Consider the following 24942-nt stretch of genomic DNA (forward strand, 5'->3'; position numbering starts at 1 on the left):
CTTCCGTAACGTCCTCAACTGGCGGCGGTGAATATGCCGCTGCCGCCGTGGGGGAGCCTCGATTCGGGAGAGGACGGCGCCGGTATGGGCTGGGTAGTCGACTGGAGTGCGCAGGCGGCCTGCCGCACTACCGATCCGGACGAACTGTTCGTTCAAGGAGCAGCGCAGAACCGGGCGAAGGCGGTGTGCACGGGATGCCCCGTGCGGACCGAGTGCCTGGCGGACGCGCTGGACAATCGCGTCGAGTTCGGCGTGTGGGGTGGCATGACGGAGCGGGAGCGCCGCGCGTTGCTGCGCAGGCGGCCGACGGTCACCTCGTGGCGCAGGTTGCTCGAGACGGCGCGTACGGAGTACGAGCGCGGCGCGGGCCTGCTGCCCGTGGAACTGGAGAACGACGAGACGTACGAGAGGTACGCGGCCGTCGGATAGCCGGCCCGCGCACCACCATCATCCGTCGGACCACGGATGTTCGGACCACGGATGTACGGCTCACGCTCCGGCCGGAGTGCCACCGGCCGCGAGCCGTTCTCCGATGTCCCTGAGGCCTGCCAGGTCGTGCACGTCACCGGGCAGGGCCGCGACCTCGGTCACGGCGACCTCGGGGTGCAGCGCGGTGAAGCGGTCACGCGTGCGCTGTTCGCGCGCGACCACCTGCATGCGCTCCGCGTGCAACCGCAGCAGTCCCGCGGTCAGTTGTTCCATGCTGGGCCCGGCCGTGGGGTCGGACCCCGATGTTTCGGGGGATGCCTCGATGGGCGCTTCGGAAGATGCCTCGGGGGGTGCCTCGGGAGTGGCACGACCCTCTTCCTTCCCGCCCGTCTGATCCACAATGCGGCGCTCGTCAAGATTTTCTGCGGCGGCAAGCGCCCGCTCGGCGGACAGCCGGCTCGCGCCGCTGCCGTGCACCCGGTTCAGTACGAGCCCGGCCAGCGGCATCTTCTCGGCGGCCAGGCGCTCCACGAAGTACGCGGCCTCGCGCAGCGCGTCCCGCTCGGGCGCGGCGACCACGAGGAACGCCGTGCCGGGGGCCTGAAGCAGCTTGTACGTCGCGTCGGCGCGCGTGCGGAAGCCGCCGAACGTCGTGTCCATCGCGGCCACGAACGTCTGGACATCGCGCAGGAGCTGACCGCCGAGCAGCTTGCCGAGGGTGCCGGTCATCAGCGACATCCCGACGTTCAGGAACTTCATGCCGGCGCGCCCGCCGACCTTCGCGGGCGCCATGAGCAGCCGGATCAGCTTCCCGTCGAGGAAGGAGCCGAGCCGCGTCGGCGCGTCCAGGAAGTCGAGCGCGGAGCGCGAGGGCGGGGTGTCGACGACGATCAGGTCCCACTCGTCGCGCGAGCGCAGCTGGCCCAGCTTCTCCATCGCCATGTACTCCTGCGTGCCGGCGAAGCCCGCGGAGAGCGACTGGTAGAAGGGGTTGGAGAGGATCGCCTTCGCGCGCTCCTCGTCCGCGTGCGCCTCGACGATCTCGTCGAACGTGCGCTTCATGTCGAGCATCATCGCGTGCAGCTCGCCGCCCGAGCCGTTGTCGATGTCCTTCACCTGGCGCGGCGTGTTGTCCAGCGAGTCGATGCCCATGGACTGGGCGAGCCTGCGGGCCGGGTCGATGGTGAGGACGACGACCTTGCGGCCGCGCTCGGCGGCGCGCAGGCCGAGGGCGGCGGCCGTGGTGGTCTTGCCGACGCCGCCGCTGCCGCAGCACACCACGATGCGGGTGGCCGGGTCGTCGAGCAGCGGGTCGACATCGAGCGAGGCGCGCGGATCCAGCGTCATCGAAACGGTCCCCTAAATCCCTTGCTGTCGCAGTTCCTCGGCGAGCGTGTAGAGCCCGGAGAGGTCCATGCCCTCGGTGAGCAAGGGCAGTTCGTGCAGCGGGAGGCCCGCCGCGGCGAGCTGGTCGCGCTGGGCGCGCTCCAGGGCGTAGCGCTCGGCGTACTCCCCGGCCTGCGCGAGCAGCGGGCCGACGAGCCGCTTGGCGCTGCCGAGCCCGGCGGCCGTGAGGGCCTCGGTGACCGCCGGACGGACCTCGCCGTCTGAGGTCAGCGCCAGGGCGGGTTCCCCGAGAAGCGCGGGTCGCACCATGTTCACCATGATTCGTCCCACCGGGAGCTTCGCGGCACGCAGTTCGGCGACCCCGTCGAGGGTCTCCTGCACCGGCATCTCCTCGAGGAGTGTCACCAAGTGCACCGCGGTCTCACGGGACTTGAGGACGCGCATCACCGCCTGCGCCTGGTTGTGTATCGGGCCCATCTTGGCGAGCCCGGCCACCTCGTCGTTCACGTTCAGGAACCGGGTGATGCGGCCGGTGGGCGGCGCGTCCATCACCACGTAGTCGTAGCTGTACCGGCCCTGCTTGTCCTTGCGGCGCACGGCCTCGCAGGCCTTGCCGGTCAGGAGCACGTCCCGCAGGCCGGGCGCGATGGTGGTCGCGAAGTCGATCGCGCCCAGCTTCTTCAGGGCGCGGCCGGCGCCGCCCAGTTTGTAGAACATCTGGAGGTAGTCGAGCAGCGCCAGTTCGGGATCGATGGCGAGGGCGAACACCTCCCCGCCCCCGGGCGCGACGGCGATCTTGCGCTCCTCGTAGGGGAGCGCCTCTGTCTCGAAGAGCTGTGCGATGCCCTGTCTGCCCTCGACCTCCACGAGGAGAGTGCGCTTTCCCTCGGTCGCGAGGGCGAGCGCGAGCGCGGCGGCGACCGTGGTCTTTCCGGTCCCGCCCTTGCCGCTGACGACCTGGAGCCTGCTCACGTATTCGAGCCTAACCAGTACGTCGGACATCCACGCAGCAGCCTCCGGAACGCTTCGGCCATGTCCGGCGGATACAGTCGGGCCCATGGCAAAGAAGTGGGAATACGCGACCGTGCCGCTCCTCGTGCACGCGACGAAGCAGATCCTGGACACCTGGGGCGAGGACGGCTGGGAGCTGGTCCAGGTCGTGCCGGGGCCGAACAACCCCGAGCAGCTGGTGGCGTACCTGAAGCGCGAGAAGCAAGCATGAGCGGCGTCGTCGACGCGCGGCTCGCCGAGCTCGGCCTGACGCTGCCGCCCGTGGTCCCGCCGGTGGCCGCGTATCAGCCGGCCGTGCAGTCCGGCGTGTACGTCTACACGGCGGGTCAGCTGCCCATGGTCGACGGCAAGCTGCCGCTGACCGGCAAGGTCGGCGACGAGGTCACCGACGAGCAGGCCAAGGACCTGGCCCGCACCTGCGCGCTGAACGCGCTGGCGGCAGTGAAGTCCGTCGCCGGTGACCTGGACCGCATCGCGCGTGTCGTGAAGGTCGTCGGCTTCGTGGCCTCCGCCACGGACTTCACCGGTCAGCCCGGCGTCATCAACGGCGCGAGCGAGCTGCTCGGCGAGGTCCTGGGCGACAAGGGCGTGCACGCCCGCAGCGCCGTCGGCGTGGCCGTGCTGCCGCTGGACGCGCCGGTCGAGGTCGAGATCCAGGTGGAGCTCACCGAGGCGTGAGCCGCTGACGTTCGCCTACGCGCGTGTGCGTGCGCGCAGGCCGTGTGTCCGGGAGGCCGTCCGATCTTGGTTTCGGGCGGCCTCTCGAACATCCTGGCGTCACCGGTTAGCCTCCGGCCATGGCTAATGGGCAGTGGTATCCCCCCGAGTGGCCGGAACGCATCCGTGCCCTCACCGCCGGCACGCTCACGCCCGCGACGCCGCGCAGGGCGGCGACCGTGATGCTGCTCAGGCAGGACGCCGCCGCTGAGGGCGTCGAGGTGCACATGCTCCGCAGACGTACGTCGATGAAGTTCGCGGCCGGTGCCTACGCGTATCCGGGCGGCGGCGTCGACCCCCGCGACGACGACCGGCTCGTCCGCTGGGCGGGCCCCACGCGCGCGGAGTGGGCCGAGCGGCTCGGGGTGCCGGAGGGGGAGGCCCAGGCGATCGTCTGCGCCGCCGTGCGGGAGACCTTCGAGGAGGCGGGCGTGCTGCTCGCCGGGCCCACCCCGGACACCGTCGTCGACGACACGACGGGCGAGCGGTGGCAGGCCGACCGGCAGGCGCTGATCGACCGGGACCTGTCCTTCGCCGAGTTCCTGGAGAACCGCGGCCTGGTGCTGCGCTCCGACCTGCTGGGCGCGTGGGCCCGCTGGATCACTCCCGAGTTCGAGCCGCGCCGCTACGACACGTGGTTCTTCGCGGCCGCGCTCCCGGCGGGCCAACGCACCAGCGACGACTCCTCCGAGGCGGACCGCACGGTGTGGATCAGGCCGGGGCGGGCCGCGGCCGAGTACGACCGGGGCGAGCTGACGATGATGCCGCCGACGATCGCGACGCTGCGCACGCTCGCCGAGTACGCGCGCGTGGGCGACGCCCTGGACGGGGCGGCGGGCCGCGATCTCACCCCCGTGCTCGCGCAGGCGCGCATGGAGGACGACGAACTGGTGCTGTCCTGGCCGGGGCACGACGAGTTCACCAAGCACATCCCGGCCAAGAAGAGCGACAGCAACGGGGGAGCCTCCTCATGACCGAAGCCGCGGCCCTGCCGGGACAGCCTCGCGGCGGGGTCCTCTCGGGCCCCGCCACCGCCCGCGCGATCAACGTGTTGGCCCCCAACCCGTCCGCGATGACCCTCGACGGCACCAACACCTGGCTCGTCGCCGAACCGGACAGCGACCTCGCCGTGGTCATCGACCCCGGACCGCTGGACGACGAGCACCTGCGCGCCGTCATGGACGTCGCCGAGAAGGCGGGCAAGCGGGTCGCGCTCACCCTGCTCACGCACGGGCACCCGGACCATGCCGAAGGGGCGGGCCGGTTCGCCGAGCTGACCGGGACGAAGGTGCGGGCGCTCGACCCGGCGCTGCGGCTCGGGGACGAGGGGCTCGCCGCCGGTGACGTGATCACCACGGGCGGCCTGGAGCTGCGCGTCGTGCCGACCCCCGGCCACACCGCGGACTCGCTGTGCTTCCATCTCCCGGCCGATCAGGCCGTGTTGACGGGTGACACCGTCCTCGGTCGCGGCACGACCGTGGTGGCCCACCCGGACGGTCGCCTGGGCGACTATCTCGACTCGCTGCGGCGGCTGCGGTCGCTGACGGTCGACGACGGGGTGCGCACGGTGCTGCCGGGCCACGGTCCCGTACTGGAGGACGCCCAGGGAGTGGTCGAGTTCTACCTGGCGCACCGCGCGGGCCGGCTCGCCCAGGTGGAGACGGCCGTCGAGAACGGGTACGTGTCCGCGCCGGACGTCGTCACGCACGTGTACGCGGACGTGGACCGCTCGCTGTGGCCGGCGGCCGAGCTGAGCGTGCGGGCCCAGCTCGAGTACCTGCGCGAGCACGGGCTGATCTAGGAGTCTGCGGGCTCCTGCGGCCACGTGATGCCGAGGGCGGCCAGGCGCGGCGGGTCCGCGATGATGTCGACGCCGACGACCCTGCCGCCGCGGAACGTGAAGGCGAGCACCGAGACGACCTGGCCGCGGGGCGCCTGCACGATGCCGAGGGCGTCGCCGACGAACGCCGGGTACGCCTCCTGCGCCAGCTTCCCGTAGAACGCGGCCTGCTTGGCCACCGCGAGGCTGCCGCGGAGCAGTCCGGTGGCGGTGCCGCCGCCCGCGTCGACGCGCAACAGGACGTCCGGGTCGAGGAGTTCGAGCAGCGCTTCGAAGTCGCCCACGCGCGTCGCGGCCAGCCAGGCGTCGACGACCTCGCGCTGCCGGGCGGGCGGGGTGTCCCGGGGCACCTGCGCATCCTGCACCCGGCGCCGCGCCCTGCTCGCCAGCTGCCGGGTCGCGGCGGGGGTGCGCTCCACGATGGGGGCGAGCTCCTCGAACGGCACCGAGAACATGTCGTGCAGCACGAAGGCGAGGCGTTCGGCGGGCGCGAGAGTGTCGAGCACGACGAGCAGCGCGAGCCCCACGGAGTCCGCGAGTTCGGCCTCGTGGACGGGGTCGGCGGGGCGGACCACCGGGTCGGGGACGCGGATCTCGGCCGCCCCGTCCTCCAGCGGGTCCTCGCGGCGCGCCGTGCGGGTGCGCAGCATGTCCAGGCAGATCCGCCCGACGACGGTGGTCAGCCAGCCGCTCAGGTTCCGCACGTCGTCCGTCTCGGCGCGCTGCAAGCGCAGCCAGCCCTCCTGCACGGCGTCCTCGGCCTCGCTCAGCGAGCCGAGCATCCGGTACGCCACGGAGCGCAGCCGCCCGCGCTCCTCCTCGAAACGGGTGACGAGTTCGGCCGACTGTGTCATCGAGGGCTCCCCTTGGTACGTCGACGGGCCCCGCCACGAGGTGTGGCGGGGCCCGTCCGCGCAGGCATGGTGGGTGGTCAGCGCGAGCGCTTCGCGAGGCGCTCCACGTCCAGGAGGATCACGGCGCGGGCCTCCAGGCGGAGCCAGCCGCGGCCCGCGAAGTCCGCGAGCGCCTTGTTGACCGTCTCGCGGGAGGCGCCGACCAGCTGGGCCAGCTCTTCCTGCGTCAGGTCGTGCACGACGTGGATGCCTTCCTCGGACTGCACGCCGAAGCGGCGCGACAGGTCGAGGAGCGCACGGGCCACACGGCCGGGCACGTCGGAGAAGACCAGGTCGGACATCTGGTCGTTGGTCTTGCGCAGGCGCCGGGCGACAGCGCGCAGCAGTGCGGTGGCCACCTCCGGGCGGGCGCTCAGCCAGGGCTGGAGGTCGCCGTGCCCGAGACCGAGCAGCTTGACCTCGGTGAGGGCGCTGGCGGTGGCGGTGCGCGGTCCCGGGTCGAACAGCGAGAGCTCGCCGATCAGCTCGCCGGGGCCGAGGACGGCGAGCATGTTCTCGCGCCCGTCGGGGGAAGTGCGGTGGAGCTTCACCTTGCCCTCGGTGACCACGTACAGGCGGTCTCCGGGGTCGCCCTCGTGGAACAGGGCGTCGCCGCGTGCGAGGGTCACCTCACTCATGGAGGCGCGGAGCTCCGCGGCCTGCTCGTCATCGAGCGCCGCGAAGAGCGGGGCGCGCCGCAGAACGTCGTCCACGAGTTTCTCTCCTATGTCGCCTGCATCGGGAAGGGACCCGATCGAATCGACCGGATCGCCCCGGTTGTCGATCATTTCCACTGCCCATTTTGCCGGACGGTCCAAACAGTGTGATCAGTCACTCGTACACAAGTCTGCCGCACCCGCGCCACAACCCGAGGGGGAGGGGGCCAATCGTGGAGCGATCCGGCGGCTTCGGGGCGGATGTCAGTGCCGGGCTTTAGGCTGGCCGGGTGTTCAAAAAGCCGGTGAGAGCGCAGGCGGAGGGGGTCGTGGCGGTGGCGAGCGATCTCGATTCCGCTGTGGGCGAACAGGCGCAGAAAAGTGTCCCCGAGGCCGTGACCAGGAGGCCGATGGTGGTCCCTGTGAGCGTGATCGGGACCGCGCCCGTACTCAATTCCGTGTCCGTACAGGGGAAGGCCGCCTAGTCGATGTCCGCGCCCGCGAAGAAGACCGCAGCGAAGAAGGCGGCGGCCCCGAAGAAGGCTGCGGCTCCGAAGAAGCCCGCCGTGAAGAAGGCGGCAGCTCCGACGGCGGCCGCCGCGAAGAAGACCGCCGCGCGGCCTGAGTCGCACACGGCGCTCGTCCGCCGCGCCCGGAAGATCAACCGGGAGCTCGCGGAGGTGTACCCGTACGCCCACCCTGAGCTGGACTTCGAGAACCCCTTCCAGCTCCTGGTGGCCACGGTGATGTCGGCCCAGACCACGGACCTGCGGGTCAACCAGACGACGCCCGCCCTGTTCGCGAAGTACCCGACCCCCGAGGACCTGGCCGCGGCCAACCCGGAGGAGGTCGAGGAGCTGATCCGGCCGACCGGCTTCTTCCGCGCCAAGACGCGCTCGATCATGGGCCTGGCCAAGGCGCTGAGCGAGGAGTTCGGCGGTGAGGTGCCCGGCCGCCTGGAAGACCTCGTCAAGCTGCCCGGCGTGGGCCGCAAGACCGCCTTCGTGGTGCTGGGGAACGCGTTCGGGAGGCCCGGCATCACCGTCGACACGCACTTCGGCCGCCTGGTGCGCCGCTGGAAGTGGACCGACGAGACGGACCCCGACAAGGTCGAGGCGGCCGTCGGCGCGCTCTTCCCGAAGAGCGAGTGGACCCAGCTCAGTCACAACGTGATCTTCCACGGCCGCCGCATCTGCCACTCCCGCAAGCCGGCCTGCGGCGCCTGCCCGATCGCCCCGCTCTGCCCGGCGTACGGGGAGGGCGAGACGGACCCGCAGAAGGCCGAGAAGCTGCTCAAGTACGAGAAGGGCGGCTACCCCGGCCAGCGCCTGAAGCCCCCGCAGTCCTACCTGGACGCGGGCGGCCTCCCGGCGCCGCCCCTGGCCGGCCGGGAGGCGTGACGGACCGCACAGGAGGGCAGCTTGGCCCAGCACACCGCGAGGGGGCGGCGATGAAGCACGTGAGCGAGATCGGCGGGATGAGCGGCGGGGCGGAGGGGACGGCAGAGGCGCACGGCACGGCGGGTGCGCACGGATCGGGTGGGTCGCACGGACCGGGCGGATCGCACGGCCAGGGCGGCCCGCCTCCCTCCGACGTGACGCTCCGCACCGAGGGTCTGCCCTCCTGGCTGGACCCCGTGGCCCACGCCGCCGCCACCGTCCGCGGTGAGCAGCTCAGCCGCTTCCTGCCGCCCGAGAGCGGGGCGGGCCGGCAGTCCGCCGTGCTGATCCTGTTCGGCGAGGGGGAGCGCGGTCCCGAGCTGCTGCTCATGGAGCGCTCGGGATCGCTCAGATCCCATGCGGGCCAGCCCTCCTTCCCCGGCGGCGCCCTCGACCCGCAGGACGGCGACCCGCTCGCCGACGGGCCGCTGCACGCGGCCCTGCGGGAGGCGTGGGAGGAGACGGGGCTCGATCCGGGCGGCGTCCAGCTCTTCGGCGTGCTGCCGAAGCTGTACATCCCGGTGAGCAGCTTCGTCGTCACGCCCGTACTGGGATGGTGGCGGGTGCCCTCACCCGTCGCGGCGGTCGACCCGGCGGAGACGGCGCGTGTCTTCACGGTCCCCGTGGCGGATCTCACCGACCCGGAGAACCGGGCGACGACGGTCCACCCGAGCGGTCACAAGGGCCCGGCCTTCCTGGTGGAGTCGGCCCTGGTCTGGGGGTTCACCGCAGGCGTGATCGACCGGCTGCTGCACTACGCGGGGTGGGAGCGCCCCTGGGACCGATCAAAGACGGTCCCACTCGATTGGCGGTCGTGACAGGGTGGGCGCCGTGAATCACGAGCACAGGCCGACAGGGGCGAGGCGAGATGCAAGGCGGGGCGTGAATCGGTGAACGTGCTGGACTTCCTGCTGCTCGCCGCGGGCGCCTGGTTCGCGATCGTCGGCTACCGCCAGGGGTTCGTCGTCGGCATCCTGTCGGTGATCGGGTTCCTCGGCGGCGGCCTCGTCGCGGTCTACGCGCTGCCGCTCCTGTGGGACGCGATCACCAGTGACGCGGAGGTCACCACGACCGCCGCGGTCGTCGCCGTGGTCGTCGTGATCGTCTGCGCCTCCGTCGGTCAGGCCTTCACCACGCATTTGGGCAACAAGCTGCGCAGATACATCACTTGGTCCCCGGCCCGCGCGCTCGACGCGACGGGCGGCGCGGTGGTCAACGTGGCGGCGATGCTCCTGGTGGCCTGGCTCATAGGCTCCGCCCTCGCGGGCACCACCCTGCCCACGCTCGGCAAGGAAGTACGCAACTCGAAGGTGCTGCTGGGCGTTTCGCAGGCGCTTCCCACGCAGGCGGACACCTGGTTCGCCGACTTCTCCTCGACCCTCGCGCAGAACGGGTTCCCGCAGGTCTTCAGCCCGTTCGCGAACGAGCCGATCGCCGATGTGAAGCCGCCGGACCCGGCGCTGGCGAACAGCCAGGTGGCGCGGGGCGCGAAGCGTTCCATCGTCAAGGTGGTGGGTCAGGCGCCCAGTTGCGGCAAGGTCCTCGAGGGCACCGGCTTCGTGTTCTCCGACCGCCGCGTGATGACGAACGCGCATGTGGTCGGCGGGGTCGACGAACCCACCGTCCAGATAGGCGGCGAGGGCGTGAAGTACGACGCGAAGGTCGTGCTCTACGACTGGAAGCGCGACATCGCGGTCCTGGACGTGCCGGCCCTGAAGGCGCCCCCGCTCCAGTTCACGCGGACGGACGCGCAGCGCGGCGGCGGCGCGATCGTCGCGGGCTTCCCGGAGAACGGCGCGTACGACGTGCGCTCCGCGCGCGTACGCGGCCGCATCACGGCGAACGGCCCGGACATCTACCACCGCGGCACCGTGCGCCGCGATGTGTACTCGCTGTTCTCGACGGTCCGTCAGGGCAACTCCGGCGGACCGCTGCTCACCCCGGGCGGCCAGGTCTACGGCGTGGTCTTCGCGAAGTCGCTCGACGACTCGCAGACGGGTTACGCGCTGTCCGGAGACGAGATCAGCACCGACATCGCACGCGGCCGTACGGCGAACCAGCAGGTCGACACGGACGCCTGCGCGCTGTAGTCAGCGGGTGTGGAAGGGGCGTTCAGCCCCGACTGCCGTGCCGGATCCGCGCGGACACCCACCGGGCCCGGCGCCGCAGAATACGAGGAATGCCCAGCCGGGGATCGTGCGCCGACCAGCCGTCCGGCGCCCCCCTCTGGGGAGAGCCCAGCGTCATCGCTGGGCGGCGATTGCGTGCTGCGTCACTGTAGTCGTGCGTCCAGCCCATACCCCGACGTGTGCCCCTGCCCCATGGTCGGTAATCGCCCTCACGCTCCCCAAAATGGCGTATGCGCCGGGCAATTGGCCGTTCGAAGCACAGGCGTTCCCCCTGTCGTAACCGCAACGAACAGGGCTCACCGGTCCGGTTCGGGATCCTTCAGCCAGTTCACCAGTTCCTTCGAGAACGCGGCCGGGTCCTCTTCATGCGGGAAGTGGCCGAGGCCGTCGAAGAGGCGCCAGCGGTAGGGGGCCTCCACGTACTCGCCCGAGCCCGCCGCGCTGCGGGTGCGCATCACCGGGTCGAGGGAGCCGTGCACATGCAGCGTCGGCACCCGCACGGGGCGCTTCATCCGCCGGTTGAACTGGATCCCGTCGGGGCGTGCGAGGGAGCGCACCATCCATCGGTACGGCTCGATCGAGCAGTGCGCGGTCGACGGGATGCACATGGCCTGCCGGTACGTCCGCACGGTGGCGTCGTCGGGCTGGTGCGGCCCCGACCAGTCGCGGACCAGCTTGCCCACCAACTCGCCGTCGTTCGCGAGCAGCTGCCGCTCGGGCAGCCAGGGGCGCTGGAATCCCCAGACGTACGACCCCGAGCGCGACTGCCGGTAGTCCGCCAGCATCGCCGAGCGCCACCGGCGCGGATGCGGCATCGAGGAGACCACGAGCCGGCGCACCAGCTTGGGGCGCATCACGGCCGCGGTCCAGGCGAGGTAGCCGCCGAGGTCGTGGCCGACGAGCGCCGCGTCGGGCTCGCCCAGGGAGCGGATCACGCCCGTGACGTCGAGCGCGAGGTTCGCCGGGTCGTAACCCCGCGGCGTACGGTCGCTGCCGCCCACCCCGCGCAGGTCCATCGCCACGGCCCGGAAGCCCGCGTCGGCGAGCGCGACGAGCTGGTGCCGCCACGTCCACCAGAACTGCGGAAAGCCGTGCAGCAGCAGGACCAGCGGCCCGTCGCCCATCTCCGCGATGTGGAAGCGCGCGCCGTTCGCCGCGACGTCCCGGTGGGTCAGCTTGTGCTCACCGGGGACGTCGAGGAGTACGGAGGATGCGGGCGGCTGGGCCGATGGAGTGGCAGGGTCCGTCATGAAGACGAGCGTGCCACAGCCTCGATGGCCTTCGTGTCATGGCCGTCCGCGGTCACCTCACGGGGGTGCGGCTTGGCGTTCTGGAGTACGCCCGCCGTCTCCTTGAACGAGGCGGCCGTCTTCTGCGGGCCCTTGCCCTTCGCGGCCTTCTTCGCGAAGGCGATGCCGACCAGCGCGAGCAGTCCCGCGAGGACACAGCTCGCGGCGAACGACAGCAGGAAGCACCAGGCGAGGTTCCAGCCGCCCTCGCCGTTGTGCCCGCCGGTCCACGAGTTGATCCCGTACGCGAGCGCGAAGCTCAGCATCGGCAGCGAGAAGGTGAGGACCACCCCGGCCGCCGCCAGTGCGCCGCCGCTGACGGCGCCTCGCTTCACGTCCCGCTTCAGCTGCGACTTGGCCAGGGCGATCTCGTCGTGCACCAGCGCGGACATCTCGGCCGTCGCCGATGCGAACAGCTGGCCGATGCTGCGTTCGGCGCCGACCGGGTTGTCGTCGGGTGCGCTCATCGCGTACTCCCCTGTTCTTCTGTGGCTGCTTCTTATGCGCGTACTGTTCGTGCGCTTACCGCGCGGACTCTCCGTCAGATCATGCCGGACGCTCGTCCTCGCCGCCTGCCCCGGCCGCCACTTGCGCAAGCCTGCGATGTTCCGCGGCCTTCTTTTCGTAGAGCTCGGCCATCCGCAGGTGGTACTCCGGCTGCCCCTCTTCGTAGATGTCGGGGATGCCCGAGAGATCCTCGTCCCGGTTCTCGGCCTCGTACAGGGAGCGGTACTTGGCGTTCCGGATCTTCAGGAGCGCGCTGGCGATCACAGCGGCGATCAGCGATCCCACCAGCACGGACGCCTTGATCTCGTCGGTCAGCAAGGGGTCGTCGGTGAAGGCGAGTTCCCCGATGAGCAGCGAGACAGTGAAGCCGATGCCGGCGAGCGAGGCGACCGCGAACACATCGGGCCAGACCAGCTCGTCCGAGAGCGAGGCCTTGGTGAACCGGGCCGTCAGCCAGGTGCCGCCGAAGATCCCGAGCGCCTTGCCGAGGACGAGACCGAGCACCACGCCGAGCGTCTCCGGCTTGGTGAACACGTCGCCCAGCGCGCCGCCCGACACCGCGACACCGGCGCTGAACAGCGCGAACAGCGGCACCGCGAGCCCTGCGGAGAGCGGCCGGACCAGGTGTTCGATGTGCTCGCCGGGGGACTGCTCCTCGCCCTCCTCGCGGTGGCAGCGCAGCATCAGGCCCATGGCGACACCGGCGATGGTGGCGTGGACGCCGCTGTTGTACATCAGCCCCCAGATGACCAGGGCCAGCGGCACGTAGACGTACCAGCCGCGCACCCGCTTCCGGAGCAGCAGCCAGAAGACGGCGAGGCCGAGGAAGGCGCCGCCGAGCGCGGCGAAGTTCAGGTCGTCCGTGAAGAAGATCGCGATGATCAGGATCGCGAAGAGGTCGTCCACCACGGCGAGGGTCAGCAGGAACGCGCGCAGGGCGCTCGGCAGCGAGGTGCCGATGACGGCGAGGACGGCGAGCGCGAAGGCGATGTCGGTGGCGGTCGGCACCGCCCAGCCGGACATCGAGCCGCCGCCGAACGCGTTGACGACCACGTAGACGATCGCCGGCATGGCCATGCCGCAGAGGGCGGCGACGACGGGCAGCGCGGCTGCCTTGGGATCGCGCAGGTCGCCCGCGACGAGCTCGCGCTTGAGTTCCATACCGGCGACGAAGAAGAAGATCGCGAGCAGCCCGTCGGCGGCCCAGTGCTCGATGGAGAGGTTGAGGCCGAGCGCGCCGGGCCCCAGGTGGAAGTCGCTGACGGCCTCGTAGCTGTCGTGCAGGGCCGGGATGTTGGACCAGACGAGCGCGGCGACCGCGGCCACGAGGAGCAGGACACCACCGACCGTCTCCGTGCGCAGCGCGTCGGCGACGAAGGTGCGCTCGGGCAGGGAGAGCCGGCCGAGTGCCTTGCGGACGGGCTTGTTCTTGGGCGCGCTCACGGGGGAGACCTCCAGTCGGGTACGGCTGACTGCGTTGCCGACCAGACTTCCCGGCGCACCTGTTGGATCCCTGACGCGTCCTTGACGCGACATTCACCCTACAGGGTGCCCGGTCTGCTTGGTGATCATCACCTTATGCACGAAACGGGCACCCGGCGCGCTCGCCGGATGCCCGTTCCTGTGACCGCGTGGGCGGCCCATCGCTCAGTCGGTTCAGTCCTCGCTGGACGCCGAGGGCAGCTCCGCCTGGATCAGGTCCATCACGGAGGAGTCGGCGAGCGTCGTGACGTCGCCCACCGCCCGGTTCTCCGCGACGTCGCGCAGGAGGCGGCGCATGATCTTGCCGGAGCGGGTCTTGGGCAGCTCGGCGACCGGCAGGATGCGCTTGGGCTTGGCGATCGGGCCGAGGGAGGTGCCCACGTGGCCCCGCAGGTCCGCCACCAGCGACTCGTCCTCCGCGTTCGCGCTGCCGCGCAGGATCACGAAGGCGACGATCGCCTGACCGGTCGTCTCGTCGGCGGCGCCGACCACGGCGGCCTCGGCGACGGCCGGGTGCGAGACGAGCGCCGACTCGACCTCGGTGGTCGAGATGTTGTGCCCGGAGACGAGCATGACGTCGTCGACCCGGCCGAGCAGCCAGATGTCGCCGTCCTCGTCCTTCTTGGCGCCGTCACCGGCGAAGTACGTGCCCTCGAAGCGGGACCAGTACGTGTCGATGAACCGCTGGTCGTCGCCCCAGATGGTGCGCAGCATCGACGGCCACGGCTCGGTGAGGGCCAGATAGCCACCGCCGCCGTTCGGCACCTCGTGGCCCTCGTCGTCGAGGACGGTGGCGGAGATGCCCGGCAGCGCGCGCTGCGCGGAGCCCGGCTTGGCCTCGGTGACGCCCGGCAGCGGCGAGATCATGATCGCGCCGGTCTCGGTCTGCCACCAGGTGTCCACGACGGGGCACTTGTCGGCGCCGAAGTTCTTCCGGTACCAGACCCAGGCCTCGGGGTTGATCGGCTCGCCCACGGAACCGAGCACCCGCAGGCTGCTCAGGTCGAACTTCGCGGGGATCTCGTCGCCCCACTTCATGAACGTACGGATCAGGGTGGGCGCCGTGTAGAGGATCGTGACGCCGTACTTCTGCACGATCTCGGAGATGCGGCCCTGGTGCGGGGTGTCCGGGGTGCCCTCGTAGATGACCTGCGTCGCGCCGTTCGAGAGCGGGCCGTAGGTGATGTACGAGTGTCCTGTGACCCAGCCGATGTCGGCCGTGCACCAGTAGACGTCCGTCTCCGGCTTGAGGTCGAAGACCGCGTGGTGCGTGTAGCTGGCCTGCGTCAGGTAGCCGCCGGAGGTGTGCAGGATGCCCTTGGGCTTACCCGTCGTGCCCGACGTGTAGAGGATGAAGAGCGGCTGCTCGGCGTCGAAGGCCTGCGGCGCGTGCTCGGCGGACTGGCGCCCGACGGTCTCGTGCCACCACAGGTCGCGCCCCTCGGTCCACGCCACGTCCTGCTTGGTGCGCTGCACGACGAGGACCTTCTCGACGGATACGCGGGTCAGCGCCTCGTCGACCGCTGGCTTCAGCGCGGACGGCTTGCCGCGCCGGTAGCCGCCGTCGGAGGTGATGACGACCTTGGCGTCGGCGTCCTCGATGCGCTTGGCGATGGCGTCGGCCGAGAAGCCGCCGAAGACGACGGAGTGCGCGGCGCCGATGCGCGCGCAGGCGAGCATCGAGATGACGGCTTCCGGGATCATCGGCAGGTAGACGGCGACCCGGTCGCCGGCCTGAACTCCCAGCTCGGTCAGGGCGTTCGCGGCGCGGCTGACCTCGTCCTTGAGCTCGGCGTAGGTGATCGCGCGGCTGTCGCCGGGCTCGCCCTCGAAGTGGATGGCGACCCGGTCGCCGTTCCCGGCCTCGACGTGGCGGTCGACGCAGTTGTACGCGACGTTGAGCTTGCCGTCCTTGAACCACTTGGCGAACGGCGGGTTCGTCCAGTCGAGCGTCTCGGTCGGCTCGGTGGCCCAGGTGAGGCGGCGGGCCTGCTCGGCCCAGAAGCCGAGCCGGTCAGCCTTGGCCTGCTCGTACGCCTCGGCCGTGACGTTGGCGTTCGCGGCCAGGTCAGCGGGCGGCGCGAAGCGTCGCTCCTCCTTAAGAAGGTTGGCCAGGCTTTCGTTGCTCACGACGCTTCTCCCATGCAGTGTTTGTGTCGGAGGCGACCGTTGTGTCCCAGGCCACAGCTCATCAGACCGCGACCCCTGGTGACAAGGGGGGTCCACGAACTGGTTTAGACCTGTACGCGTAGGGCTCCCGACCTGGTCGGGAGCCCTACGGTCTCATCTGTTGCACGGAGGCGGGGGCGGGTTGGTTCAGGCCCGCGTGGCGCTGCCTTCGTCGAGGCCGCCGTCGAGGACTCCGGCCGCGACCTGTCCGAAGACGGGATCGGCCTCCTCGAGCAGATACGCCTGCGCCTCCCCGACATGGAAGTACATGCCGTGCAGTTCGAGCGCGCCCCGCTCCAGGGCGCGTGCCACGCACTCGTGCTCCCGCAGGTGCTCCAACTGCTGGACGACATTGGTCAGGCAGAGCTGCTCGGCCGCGTCGGCGGGCGCCCGCCCGGCGAGCCGCGCCCACGGCAGGACCGCGTCGGACATCCGCTCCAGGCTGGGCACCCCGTGCCGCAGCCAGCGCTTGAGCGGGGTCTGCGCGCCCGCGTGGGGCGGCGTGCTCAACAGCGCCTGCATCGCCCCGCATCCGGAGTGCCCGCACACGGTGATCGACTGCACCTTCAGCACGTCCACGGCGTACTCGATGGCGGCCGCCACCGAGTCGTCCCCGCTCTCCGCGCCGGGCAGCGGCACGAGGTTGCCGACATTGCGGACGACGAAGAGATCGCCCGGACCGCTCGACGTGATCATCGAGGTGACGAGCCGGGAGTCGGCGCAGGTCAGGAAGAGCTGCGTGGGCTTCTGGCCCTCGCGCGCGAGCCGGGCCAGCTCCTCGCGCACCAACGGCGCCGTATTGCGCTGGAACGCGCTGATGCCGCTGGCCAGTTGATGGTTTCCGGCGCGCCGCGGCTCTGCGGCCTCGGCCTCCCGCGGGGTGTGCGAGGGCCGGTCGCAGTGGTGGTTGCGCCACGGCGTCCAGGGCCGGCAGCAGGTGTGGCTCGCGCGCGCGGGTTCGGCGATCCTGGCCCCTCCGCGTCCGGCGACCTCGACCCCGCCGCCCTGCGCGGCGTGCGACTTCTGCCAGTCCTGAAGCGCCTCGTACGCCGCGTGGTCCATGAAGGACCCGTCCAGCTCCACGGCACAGTCCGCGCCGTGCGGCACCTGGTGCAGGGTCCGGCTGAGCCGGGGCACCGCGAGGAACGTCAACTGCCCTCGTACGCGCACGTGGTGGACGCCGCGGGAATCCACCTCGTGCGTGATGCGGGTGCGCGCGAGGCGGTGCAGGGCGACGCCGACGGCGACCGCGACACCGAGTCCGACGCCTTCGAGCACGCCGAAGACGACGACGCCGAGGGTGGTGACGGCGTAGACGAGGACCTCACGGTGGCGGGTGACCGTGCGGATGTTGTTCAGGGACACCATCTGGACGCCGACCGCCATCACCAGCGCGGCGAGCGCGGCGAGCGGGATCAGCTCCAGGACGGGGACCAGGAGCAGCGTGGCGGCCACTACCCAAACGCCGTGCAGGATCGAGGAGTTCCCGCTCACGGCGCCCCCGTTCACATTCGCCGTGCTGCGCACCGCGACCCCGGCGACGGGCAGCCCGCCGAGCGAGCCGGAGACGATGTTCGACGCGCCCTGCGCGAGCAGCTCCCGGTCCAGGTTCGAGCGGCGCATCGCGGGCGGCAGGTCGGGCCGCTTGGCGGTCATCTTGTCCACGGCGACCGCCCCGAGCAGCGACTGCACGCTGCACACGAGCGTGGTCGTCAGCACGGCCGCGACGAGGCCGAGCACGGGCCCGTCCGGAAGCCCCGCGAGCGCGTGGCTGCTCCAGGAGGGCAGATCGACCTCGGGCAGGCTGAGCCCGAGCAGGGCGGCGGTCACGCTCGCGGCGGTCACGGCGATGAGCGCGGCCGGCACCTTGCGGGCCCAGCCGCCGATCCGGCCGGGGATGCGCGGCCAGGCGAGCAGGACGGTGAGCGTGAGCACGCTGACGCCGAGGGCGGCGGGCTGGGCGTCGGCCAACTGGCCCGGCAGGGATGCCACGTTGGCGAGCACGGAGCTGTCGGGGCTGCCGCCGAGCACGATGTGCAGCTGGGCGACGGCGATGGTGACCCCGATGCCGGCGAGCATGCCGTGCACGACGGCGGGGCTGACGGCGAGGGCGGTACGGGCCACTCGCAGACACCCGAGGCCGAGTTGGGCGACTCCGGCGAGGACGGTGATGGCGCAGGTGGTCCGCCATCCGTAGCGCTGGATCAGCTCGGCGGTGACGACGGTGAGGCCCGCGGCGGGCCCGCTGACCTGGAGCGGGGCGCCGCCTACGCAGCCGGCGACGATGCCGCCGACGGCGGCGGCGACGAGCCCCGACTCCAGGGGCGCGCCGGTCGCGAGGGCGATGCCCAGGGACAGCGGCAGGGCGATGAGGAAGACCGCGACGGACGCGGAGAGGTCGGCTCCCGCGATGCGGAAGCGGCGGGGCGTGGGCGGTGGACTGTGTGCGGTACGGGCGGAGCCGGAGGGCTCGCCCGGTCGGTCGGAGTCACTGGTGCGGGTGGGTACGCAGGCTGACATGGTTCCCGTCTCCTCCGGGGTGCAGCGCGGTCGCGGAATGTGGGGTGACCCCTGAGCGGTGGGTGGGGTCGATCGCGGCCGTGGTTCACGGCGTGCAGCGGCGGGATGAAATCAACGCTCGGTAAATGAATCGTAATGCAGAGTAAAGGTTGTGGACGGATTAAAGGGGCAAATGGGTCAGAAGTTCACGCTCAGTAGTGAATAAGAATCCTGGTCGGCTTGTCGGATTAATTCGGTTCGGCTCCCGTGTCACGGTGGCGGCGATGTCCGTACATAACGGACGTTTCTTGCGTTTCACCGCCACACAAGCCGACTCCAGGAAGAAGGTGGGCGGAAGATGGCCGCCACCCACAGGACCGCCGCCAAGCGGCTCGCCGCGGGCATCACCGCCGCCGCGGCATGCGCCGCGGCACTCGCCGGATGCGCCACCGGGGGAACCGGCGGATCCGCTGAGCACCGGGCAGAGAAGGTCAAGCCCCGCCAGGGCGCCCCCGGCCCAAAGAAGGCCAAGCCGGGCAGCGCGATCAGGCTCATCGGCGACGGCTCGACCGCGTACACCGGGCGGCAGCCGAACCTGCCACGGGCCGAGCGCCTCAGACCGGGGCAGAAGCCACCGCAGTTCGTGGTCTTCTCCTGGGACGGCGCGGGGGAGGACGGCCAGAAGCTGTTCTCGCACTTCCGCAAGGTCGCGAAGAAGAACGACGCGACCATGACGTACTTCCTGAGCGGCGTGTACCTGCTCCCGCAGGACAAGGCCGACGAGTACCACGCGCCGCAGCACTCGGCCGGCCGCTCGGACATCGGCTTCAACGACGCCAAGGGAATCAAGGACACCGTCGAGCAACTGCGCGGTGCCTGGCTCGAGGGCAATGAGATCGGCACCCACTTCAACGGCCACTTCTGCGGCAAGAACGGCGGCGTCGGCCAGTGGTCGGTGGCCGAGTGGAAGAGCGAGATCCGGCAGGCCAAGTCGTTCGTGAAGGGCTGGAAGACCAACGCGGGCCTGAACCGCTCCGCGCCGCTGCCCTTCGACTACGACAAGGAGCTCATCGGCGCCCGCACCCCCTGCCTCGAGGGCAAGGAGAACTTCACGCGCGCCGCGAGCGAGCTCGGCTTCCGCTACGACACCAGTGGCGTCAACAACCAGGTCTGGCCCCGGAAGAAGAACGGCCTGTGGGACCTGTCGATGCAGCTCGTACCGTTCCGGGGCCACTCCTACGAGCAGCTGACCATGGACTACAACTTCATGGTCAACCAGTCCGGCACGGCGACCCAGGGCGACCCTTCGAAGCGCGAGTACTGGGGCGACCAGATGCGCGACAGCCTGCTCGCGGGCTTCGACCGCGCCTACAAGGGCAACCGCGCCCCGCTCGTCATCGGCAACCACTTCGAGTCCTGGAACGGCGGCACGTACATGCGCGCCGTCGAGGAGACGGTCGAGCGGGTCTGCACGAAGCCCGACGTCCGCTGCGTCTCCTTCAGGCAGCTCGCCGACTGGCTCGACGCCCAGGACCCGAAGACCCTGAAGAAGCTCGGGGGCCTCGGTGTGGGCGAGAGCCCGAAGAAGGGCTGGGCCTCCTACCTCGGCGGCAAGCGGGCCCCGGCCCCCAAGGGGGTACCGGGAGCCCCGGCCGCCAAGTCGTAGTCGCGACGCGGCACTTGCTCAAGCGGTCGCCGCGACGCTCTCCCGCAGCACGAAGTCGGGGTCGACCTGGGACGCCAGGTCGGCCCCGGTCTTCTCGTTGCCCCAGCTCTGGGCGTTCTTCAGGTGGAAGTGGACCATCTGGCGCGTGTAGCGCTCCCAGTCGCGGGCCTCGTACGTGGCGTCGGCCGCGGCCTGAAGCGCCCGCAGGGACGCCTTGTTGGGCTCCTCCAGGAGCTCGAAGCGCGGCGGGCGCCCCTTCTCCATGGCGCGCACCCAGTCCGAGTGCCCGACGGTGACGAGCAGGTCGTCGCCGACCTCGGAGCGCAGGAACTCCAGGTCGTCCGCGTCCCGCACCTTGTTGCCCACCACCTTCAGGTCGACCCCAAAGTCCCGCGCGTACTCCTTGTACTGGCGGTAGACCGAGATCCCCTTGCGGGTCGGCTCGGCGACCAGGAACGTCATGTCGAAGCGCGTGAACATGCCCGAGGCGAAGGAGTCCGAGCCCGCGGTCATGTCGACCACCACGTACTCGCCCCGGCCGTCGACGAGGTGGTTGAGGCACAGCTCCACCGCGCCGGTCTTGGAGTGGTAGCAGGCGACCCCGAGGTCGGCCTCGGTGAAGGGCCCGGTGACCATCAAACGCACGGCCCCGCCGTCGAGTTCCACATCGCGGGCGCAGGCGTCGTACACCGGATTGTTCTCGCGCACCCGGAGCAGCCGGGAGCCCTCGCCGGGCGGCGTCGTCTTGATCATCGTGTCGGCCGAGGCGATCCGCGGGTTCGAGCCGCGCAGATAGTCCTTGATCAGGGGCAGCCGGGCTCCAAGGGCGGGCAGCTCGCCCGCGACGCCCTCGTCGAGGCCGAGCGCGGCCCCGAGGTGCTGGTTGATGTCGGCGTCGACGGCGATGACCGGGGAGCCGGTTCCGGCGAGGTGGCGGATGAACAGGGAGGAGAGAGTGGTCTTGCCACTGCCGCCCTTCCCCACGAAAGCGATCTTCATGTTCACGAAGGGTATCGGTAGGGTCGCTGTCCGTGTCGATGTGGCGTGAAGAAGACCACTCCTTCGTGGGGCGGCGCCGCACGGCCCGTAGGGTCGTACTCATGAGTACGACAGCCGACCCCCTCGCCGCCCTGGCCGACCTGCCGGGCGTGGCCGATTCCGTGGCCTCCGTGCGCAAGGCAGTGGACCGGGTCTACGGGCACCGGGTCATGCGCCGTCGCAGCAACGAGATCACCTCAGAGGCGGCGCTGCGCGGGGCGCGCGGCAGCGCGGCGCTCTCCGGTGCCGACTGGCCGCTCGAAGAGGTGCGCAGGCGCACCGACTTCAGCGGCGGTGACGGCGACAAGGAAGCGCCCACGGTCGGCGCGGCCCTGCGACTGACCGCCGAGGCGGGTCAACTGCTCTCCATCTGGCGGCAGTCGCCGCTGCGCGTGCTCGCGCGCCTCCACCTGGTCGCGGCGGCCGACAAGAGCGACGCGGTGGGTCGGCCGAGGCTCGCGGGTGAGCCGGTCGACGAGCCGCTCGTCGAACTCCCGGTGCCGGACGCCGAGGAGGTGGCGGGCCGCCTGGAGGGGCTCTCGCAGCTGATCATCGCCGAGAGCGCGGCCCCGGCCCTGGTGAACGCCGCCATCGTGCACGGCGAGCTGCTCGCCCTGCGCCCCTTCGGCTCGCACAACGGCCTGGTCGCGCGGGCCGCCGAACGCATCGTCCTGGTGGGCAGCGGCCTCGACCCGAAGTCCGTCTGCCCGGCGGAGCTGGGCCACGCCGAACTCGGCCGCGCGGCCTACGCGGCCGCGCTCGACGGCTACGTCTCCGGAACGCCGGAGGGGATGGCGGCCTGGATCAACCACTGCGGCAAGGCGATCGAGCTGGGCGTCAGGGAGTCGACGGCCGTCTGCGAGGCGCTTCAGCGGGGTGCCGCGTAGCGGGAGAAGGTCCGGGAAAAGGGTTGCGGCGGTACGAATACTCGTACCGCCGCTGGCATGTCCACTGGGTTACCAAGCGTCCTCGAAGTGTTGCCCATCAGGTCGGGTTCTTTGCCCGTCGCCTGGTGCGGCTGGCCCGTAATCGACGGGTCGACGTCGCGTGGGTGCCCGGTGTTCATGCATCGGTCCGTGGGGCCTGATTGCGGTTGAAGGTGTTCCTCTCGGATGTCCTTGGTCTCGCGGGCCGTTGAATCCTTTGTACTCCTCCCCAGGGGGAAGCGGAAGCCCTGGCCGCACTTCTTTACTTTTAGGTTCAAATAGGGCGAACCGGCGGCTTCAGTGGGCGCTTCAGTGGGCGCCCGACGTGGCGCGTCGCCTGCTCGCGTACCAGACGAGGCCGGCCGTGACCGCCGCCGCGCCGACCCCGGCCGCCGCGAGCAGCGCGGGCCGCGAGGGCGCGGACAGGTGGGGCAGGCGCTGCTTGAGCCGGACCGGCTTGTGGAAGTCGAGGATCGGCCACCCGCGCGCGAGGGCCTCGCGGCGCAGCGCCCGGTCCGGATTGACGGCGTGCGGATGCCCGACGGAGCTGAGCATCGGCAGATCCGTCGCCGAGTCGCTGTACGCGTGGCAGCGCCCGAGGTCGTATCCCTCGGAGCGCGCCAGTTCCTTGATGGCCTCCGCCTTGGTGGGCCCGTACGCGTAGTACTCCACCTCGCCCGTGAAGCAGCCGTCGTCGCCCACGACCATGCGGGTGGCGATCACCCGGTCCGCGCCGAGGAGCTCCCCGATCGGCTCGACGACCTCGGCGCCCGACGTGGAGACGATCACCACATCGCGCCCGGCGGTGTGGTGCTCCTCGATGAGGGACGCCGCCTCGTCGTAGATGATCGGGTCGATCAGGTCGTGCAGGGTCTCCGCGACGATCTCCGTCACCTGCCGCTGGTTCCAGCCGCGGCAGAGCGCCGAGAGGTACTCGCGCATCCGCTCCATCTGATCGTGGTCGGCGCCGCCGGCGAGGAAGACGAACTGCGCGTAGGCGGTGCGCAGTACGGCCCTCCGGTTGATCAGCCCGCCTTGGTAGAACGACTTGCTGAACGTGAGTGTGCTCGACTTAGCGATGACCGTCTTGTCCAGGTCAAAGAACGCCGCTGTACGAGGCGTGGAGTGAGGCAAGGAGTGGTTTTCCACGAGGCCGAGCATAGGCGCCAACCATTCGGCGTAAGCTGTGGCGCGTGGGTTTGCTTGAGAAGGCTCTCGGGTACACCATGGAAGTCACGGATCGTTCGCGACCGTGCTAACCCGGTCTGGCTCCTCCCCCCCCGAGTCGGACCGTGGGGACGACCCCCGCTCTCCCCCCCGGCGGGGGTCGTCGCATGTCCGGACCCGTTTTCGGGTCCTTTTTTCATGCCCGAACAGGGGGTTTCAGGGGCTCGCGCGCCCCGGCCCGCACCCCGAGGCCTCGTCACGCTGTGTGACCGTTGGGCTGCTCTGCGGACAGATTCATGCCGAGTTCACAGTGTCACTGGTATGGGTGACGGGGATATTCACAAGCCTTCTCGTGTCCACAGTTATTGACCAAGATCCACACGATTTCCGGGATCGCTGCACGGTGATTCCGCACGCGAAGTCCGGGTCCGTGTTCATGGCCGGTTTGTTATGGCCGTGCTGTGGCGGATGGGCGGTATTCGGCGCCTAGGACACCCCTGTCTTCACGTGCGGAACGGATCGTCCGCAGGTGCGGGCGAACGCGGCGAGAGGGGGACCGGACCATGACGGGAGTCATCGAGCGCGACGCACGGGACGTGCGAAGCGCCCCGTTGATCGTGACGGAGGACGTGGAACTGCTGGACGACCTGCTGCGGCTGTGCGCGGCGGCGGGCGTGCGGCCCGAGGTCGGGCACGGGGCGCCGGCGGGCAGAGCGGGCTGGGGCGGCTGGGAATCGGCGCCTCTCGTACTGGTCGGGGACGATGCCGCGCGGCGGCTGCGAGGGGTGTCCCGGCGACATGGCGTGATCTTGGTTGGGCGTGATCAGGACGATTCCGGGGTGTGGCGGCGGGCCGTGGAGATCGGCGCCGACCATGTCCTGGTGCTGCCCGACGGCGAACAGTGGCTGATGGACCGGATCGCCGACGTCGCGGAGGGGGTGGGGCGGCCCGCCCTCACCGTCGGAGTGCTCGGCGGATGCGGCGGGGCCGGGGCCTCCACGCTCGCCTGTGCGCTGGCGGTGGCGTCCGCGCGGTCGGGGCGGCGCACGCTCCTGGTCGACGCGGACCCGCTCGGCGGCGGGCTCGATGTGCTGCTCGGCGGCGAGGCGGTGGACGGGCTGCGCTGGCCCGCCTTCGCCGAGTCGCGGGGCCGGGTCGGCAGTACGGCCCTGGAGGAGTCGCTGCCCCGGCTGCACGATCTGCGGGTGCTCAGCTGGGACCGCGGGGATCTCGCGGCGGTGCCGTCGGAGGCGGTGCGGGCGGTGCTCGCGGCCGGGCGGCGCAGGGGCGGGGTCGTCGTGGTGGACCTGCCGCGCCGGGTCGACGCCGGATCCGTCGAGGCCCTGGCCCAGCTCGACCTGGGACTGCTCGTCGTGCCACCGGAGCTGCGGGCCGTTGCGGCGGCCCGTCGGATGGCGGGGGCCGCGGGGATGGTGCTGCGGGATCTGCGGGTGATGACGGCGCGCGCGGGCGGCGCGGGAGGCCTCGCGGCGGACGAGGCGGCGCGGCTCGTCGGGCTGCCGTTCGCGGGCGAGCTGCCGGCGGACGCCGAGGTGGTGAAGGGCGGCCCGCTGGGGCGGTTCTGCGAGGCGTTCTGGGAGCGGATGCCGGTGGCGGCGGTGGAGGGGGACGCGGCGTGAATCGGAGGGGCTGGGCGTCGGGCGCGGCTTGGCGGGCCGTGGAGGGCGCGGTGGTGGTCGGTGTGCCGGCGGTTGAGCGGTGGATGCGGGGAGGGGTG

23 protein-coding genes are annotated in these 24942 nt (G+C 71.0%); 11 read left to right on the top strand and 12 right to left on the bottom strand.

The window, feature by feature from the left end:
* The first annotated feature begins 84 nt into the window (after positions 1-84).
* Complete coding sequence (locus ACNYS0_RS22510; protein WP_356387178.1) at positions 85-429, top strand: WhiB family transcriptional regulator; 345 nt, start codon at positions 85-87, stop codon at positions 427-429.
* A 60-nt stretch (positions 430-489) separates the two neighbouring features.
* On the opposite strand, the gene bagB is transcribed toward ACNYS0_RS22510, so the two are convergent.
* Both bagB and bagA read right to left on the bottom strand, forming a co-directional pair.
* The gene (gene bagB, locus ACNYS0_RS22515) at positions 490-1776 is read right to left on the bottom strand and encodes an ATPase BagB (RefSeq protein ID WP_422476262.1); all 1287 of its coding nucleotides are present in this window, start codon (positions 1774-1776) and stop codon (positions 490-492) included.
* A gap of 12 nt (positions 1777-1788) precedes the next feature.
* Positions 1789-2748, bottom strand: a complete 960-nt coding sequence (bagA, locus tag ACNYS0_RS22520; RefSeq protein WP_422476264.1) for an ATPase BagA — start codon at positions 2746-2748, stop codon at positions 1789-1791.
* An 85-nt stretch (positions 2749-2833) separates the two neighbouring features.
* On the opposite strand from bagA, the gene ACNYS0_RS22525 reads away from it, so the two are divergent.
* The 4 genes from ACNYS0_RS22525 (at position 2834) to ACNYS0_RS22540 (ending at position 5305) form a co-directional block, all read left to right on the top strand.
* Entirely contained in the window at positions 2834-2998 is a 165-nt protein-coding gene (locus tag ACNYS0_RS22525; RefSeq protein WP_073494871.1) for a Sp36 family protein, read from the top strand.
* A complete protein-coding gene (locus ACNYS0_RS22530) occupies positions 2995-3465 on the top strand; it encodes a RidA family protein (RefSeq protein ID WP_356387189.1) in 471 nt (156 codons plus the stop codon). The genes ACNYS0_RS22525 and ACNYS0_RS22530 overlap by 4 nt, the downstream gene beginning before the upstream one ends.
* Positions 3466-3584: 119 nt before the next feature.
* Positions 3585-4478, top strand: a complete 894-nt coding sequence (locus ACNYS0_RS22535; RefSeq protein ID WP_422476266.1) for an NUDIX hydrolase — start codon at positions 3585-3587, stop codon at positions 4476-4478.
* Positions 4475-5305 carry an MBL fold metallo-hydrolase gene (locus ACNYS0_RS22540; protein WP_422476268.1) on the top strand — a complete coding sequence of 277 codons (831 nt, stop codon included), beginning with the start codon at positions 4475-4477 and terminating at the stop codon, positions 5303-5305. The genes ACNYS0_RS22535 and ACNYS0_RS22540 overlap by 4 nt, the downstream gene beginning before the upstream one ends.
* Here the strand turns inward: ACNYS0_RS22540 and ACNYS0_RS22545 are convergent.
* Both ACNYS0_RS22545 and ACNYS0_RS22550 read right to left on the bottom strand, forming a co-directional pair.
* A complete protein-coding gene (locus ACNYS0_RS22545) occupies positions 5302-6198 on the bottom strand; it encodes a sigma-70 family RNA polymerase sigma factor (RefSeq protein ID WP_422476270.1) in 897 nt (298 codons plus the stop codon). The genes ACNYS0_RS22540 and ACNYS0_RS22545 overlap by 4 nt on opposite strands.
* A 77-nt stretch (positions 6199-6275) precedes the next feature.
* Entirely contained in the window at positions 6276-6950 is a 675-nt protein-coding gene (locus ACNYS0_RS22550) for a Crp/Fnr family transcriptional regulator (RefSeq protein WP_356387200.1), read from the bottom strand.
* Positions 6951-7381: 431 nt separating this feature from the next.
* Here ACNYS0_RS22550 and nth point away from each other — a divergent pair, with 431 nt between their 5' ends.
* The 3 genes from nth (at position 7382) to ACNYS0_RS22565 (ending at position 10422) form a co-directional block, all read left to right on the top strand.
* Positions 7382-8293 (top strand): endonuclease III, encoded by a 912-nt coding sequence (nth, locus tag ACNYS0_RS22555; protein WP_422476272.1) that lies wholly within the window; start codon positions 7382-7384, stop codon positions 8291-8293.
* Between the two features lie 50 nt (positions 8294-8343).
* Positions 8344-9150, top strand: a complete 807-nt coding sequence (locus ACNYS0_RS22560; protein WP_422476274.1) for an NUDIX hydrolase — start codon at positions 8344-8346, stop codon at positions 9148-9150.
* A 72-nt stretch (positions 9151-9222) separates the two neighbouring features.
* On the top strand, positions 9223-10422 hold the full coding sequence (locus ACNYS0_RS22565) for a MarP family serine protease (RefSeq protein WP_422476276.1): 1200 nt from the start codon (positions 9223-9225) through the stop codon (positions 10420-10422).
* Between the two features lie 22 nt (positions 10423-10444).
* Here ACNYS0_RS22565 and ACNYS0_RS22570 read toward each other — a convergent pair whose 3' ends face one another.
* From ACNYS0_RS22570 to ACNYS0_RS22595, 6 genes are all read right to left on the bottom strand, one after another.
* Positions 10445-10630 (bottom strand): hypothetical protein, encoded by a 186-nt coding sequence (locus ACNYS0_RS22570; protein WP_351334445.1) that lies wholly within the window; start codon positions 10628-10630, stop codon positions 10445-10447.
* Between the two features lie 127 nt (positions 10631-10757).
* A complete protein-coding gene (locus tag ACNYS0_RS22575; RefSeq protein ID WP_422476278.1) occupies positions 10758-11711 on the bottom strand; it encodes an alpha/beta fold hydrolase in 954 nt (317 codons plus the stop codon).
* Entirely contained in the window at positions 11708-12217 is a 510-nt protein-coding gene (locus tag ACNYS0_RS22580; RefSeq protein WP_422476280.1) for a phage holin family protein, read from the bottom strand. Before ACNYS0_RS22580 ends, ACNYS0_RS22575 begins: the two co-directional genes overlap by 4 nt.
* A 79-nt stretch (positions 12218-12296) precedes the next feature.
* The gene (gene nhaA / locus ACNYS0_RS22585; protein ID WP_422476282.1) at positions 12297-13700 is read right to left on the bottom strand and encodes a Na+/H+ antiporter NhaA; all 1404 of its coding nucleotides are present in this window, start codon (positions 13698-13700) and stop codon (positions 12297-12299) included.
* A 213-nt stretch (positions 13701-13913) separates the two neighbouring features.
* The gene (gene acs / locus ACNYS0_RS22590) at positions 13914-15869 is read right to left on the bottom strand and encodes an acetate--CoA ligase (protein WP_422476284.1); all 1956 of its coding nucleotides are present in this window, start codon (positions 15867-15869) and stop codon (positions 13914-13916) included.
* A gap of 186 nt (positions 15870-16055) precedes the next feature.
* The gene (locus tag ACNYS0_RS22595) at positions 16056-18428 is read right to left on the bottom strand and encodes a bifunctional SulP family inorganic anion transporter/carbonic anhydrase (RefSeq protein WP_422476286.1); all 2373 of its coding nucleotides are present in this window, start codon (positions 18426-18428) and stop codon (positions 16056-16058) included.
* A 337-nt stretch (positions 18429-18765) separates the two neighbouring features.
* Here ACNYS0_RS22595 and ACNYS0_RS22600 point away from each other — a divergent pair, with 337 nt between their 5' ends.
* Positions 18766-20073, top strand: a complete 1308-nt coding sequence (locus ACNYS0_RS22600) for a polysaccharide deacetylase family protein (protein WP_422476288.1) — start codon at positions 18766-18768, stop codon at positions 20071-20073.
* 18 nt (positions 20074-20091) lie between these two features.
* Here the strand turns inward: ACNYS0_RS22600 and ACNYS0_RS22605 are convergent, their stop codons facing one another.
* On the bottom strand, positions 20092-21072 hold the full coding sequence (locus ACNYS0_RS22605; RefSeq protein ID WP_422476290.1) for an ATP-binding protein: 981 nt from the start codon (positions 21070-21072) through the stop codon (positions 20092-20094).
* A 101-nt stretch (positions 21073-21173) separates the two neighbouring features.
* Here ACNYS0_RS22605 and ACNYS0_RS22610 point away from each other — a divergent pair, with 101 nt between their 5' ends.
* Entirely contained in the window at positions 21174-21998 is an 825-nt protein-coding gene (locus ACNYS0_RS22610) for a Fic family protein (RefSeq protein WP_422476292.1), read from the top strand.
* 348 nt (positions 21999-22346) lie between these two features.
* On the opposite strand, the gene ACNYS0_RS22615 is transcribed toward ACNYS0_RS22610, so the two are convergent.
* Positions 22347-23198 (bottom strand): HAD family hydrolase, encoded by an 852-nt coding sequence (locus tag ACNYS0_RS22615; RefSeq protein ID WP_422476294.1) that lies wholly within the window; start codon positions 23196-23198, stop codon positions 22347-22349.
* 569 nt (positions 23199-23767) lie between these two features.
* Between ACNYS0_RS22615 and ssd the strand changes: the two genes are divergently transcribed.
* A complete protein-coding gene (ssd, locus tag ACNYS0_RS22620; RefSeq protein ID WP_422476296.1) occupies positions 23768-24844 on the top strand; it encodes a septum site-determining protein Ssd in 1077 nt (358 codons plus the stop codon).
* Positions 24845-24942: the final 98 nt, after the last annotated feature.

The organism is Streptomyces anthophorae, from assembly GCF_049310305.1.
Classification (GTDB): domain Bacteria; phylum Actinomycetota; class Actinomycetes; order Streptomycetales; family Streptomycetaceae; genus Streptomyces.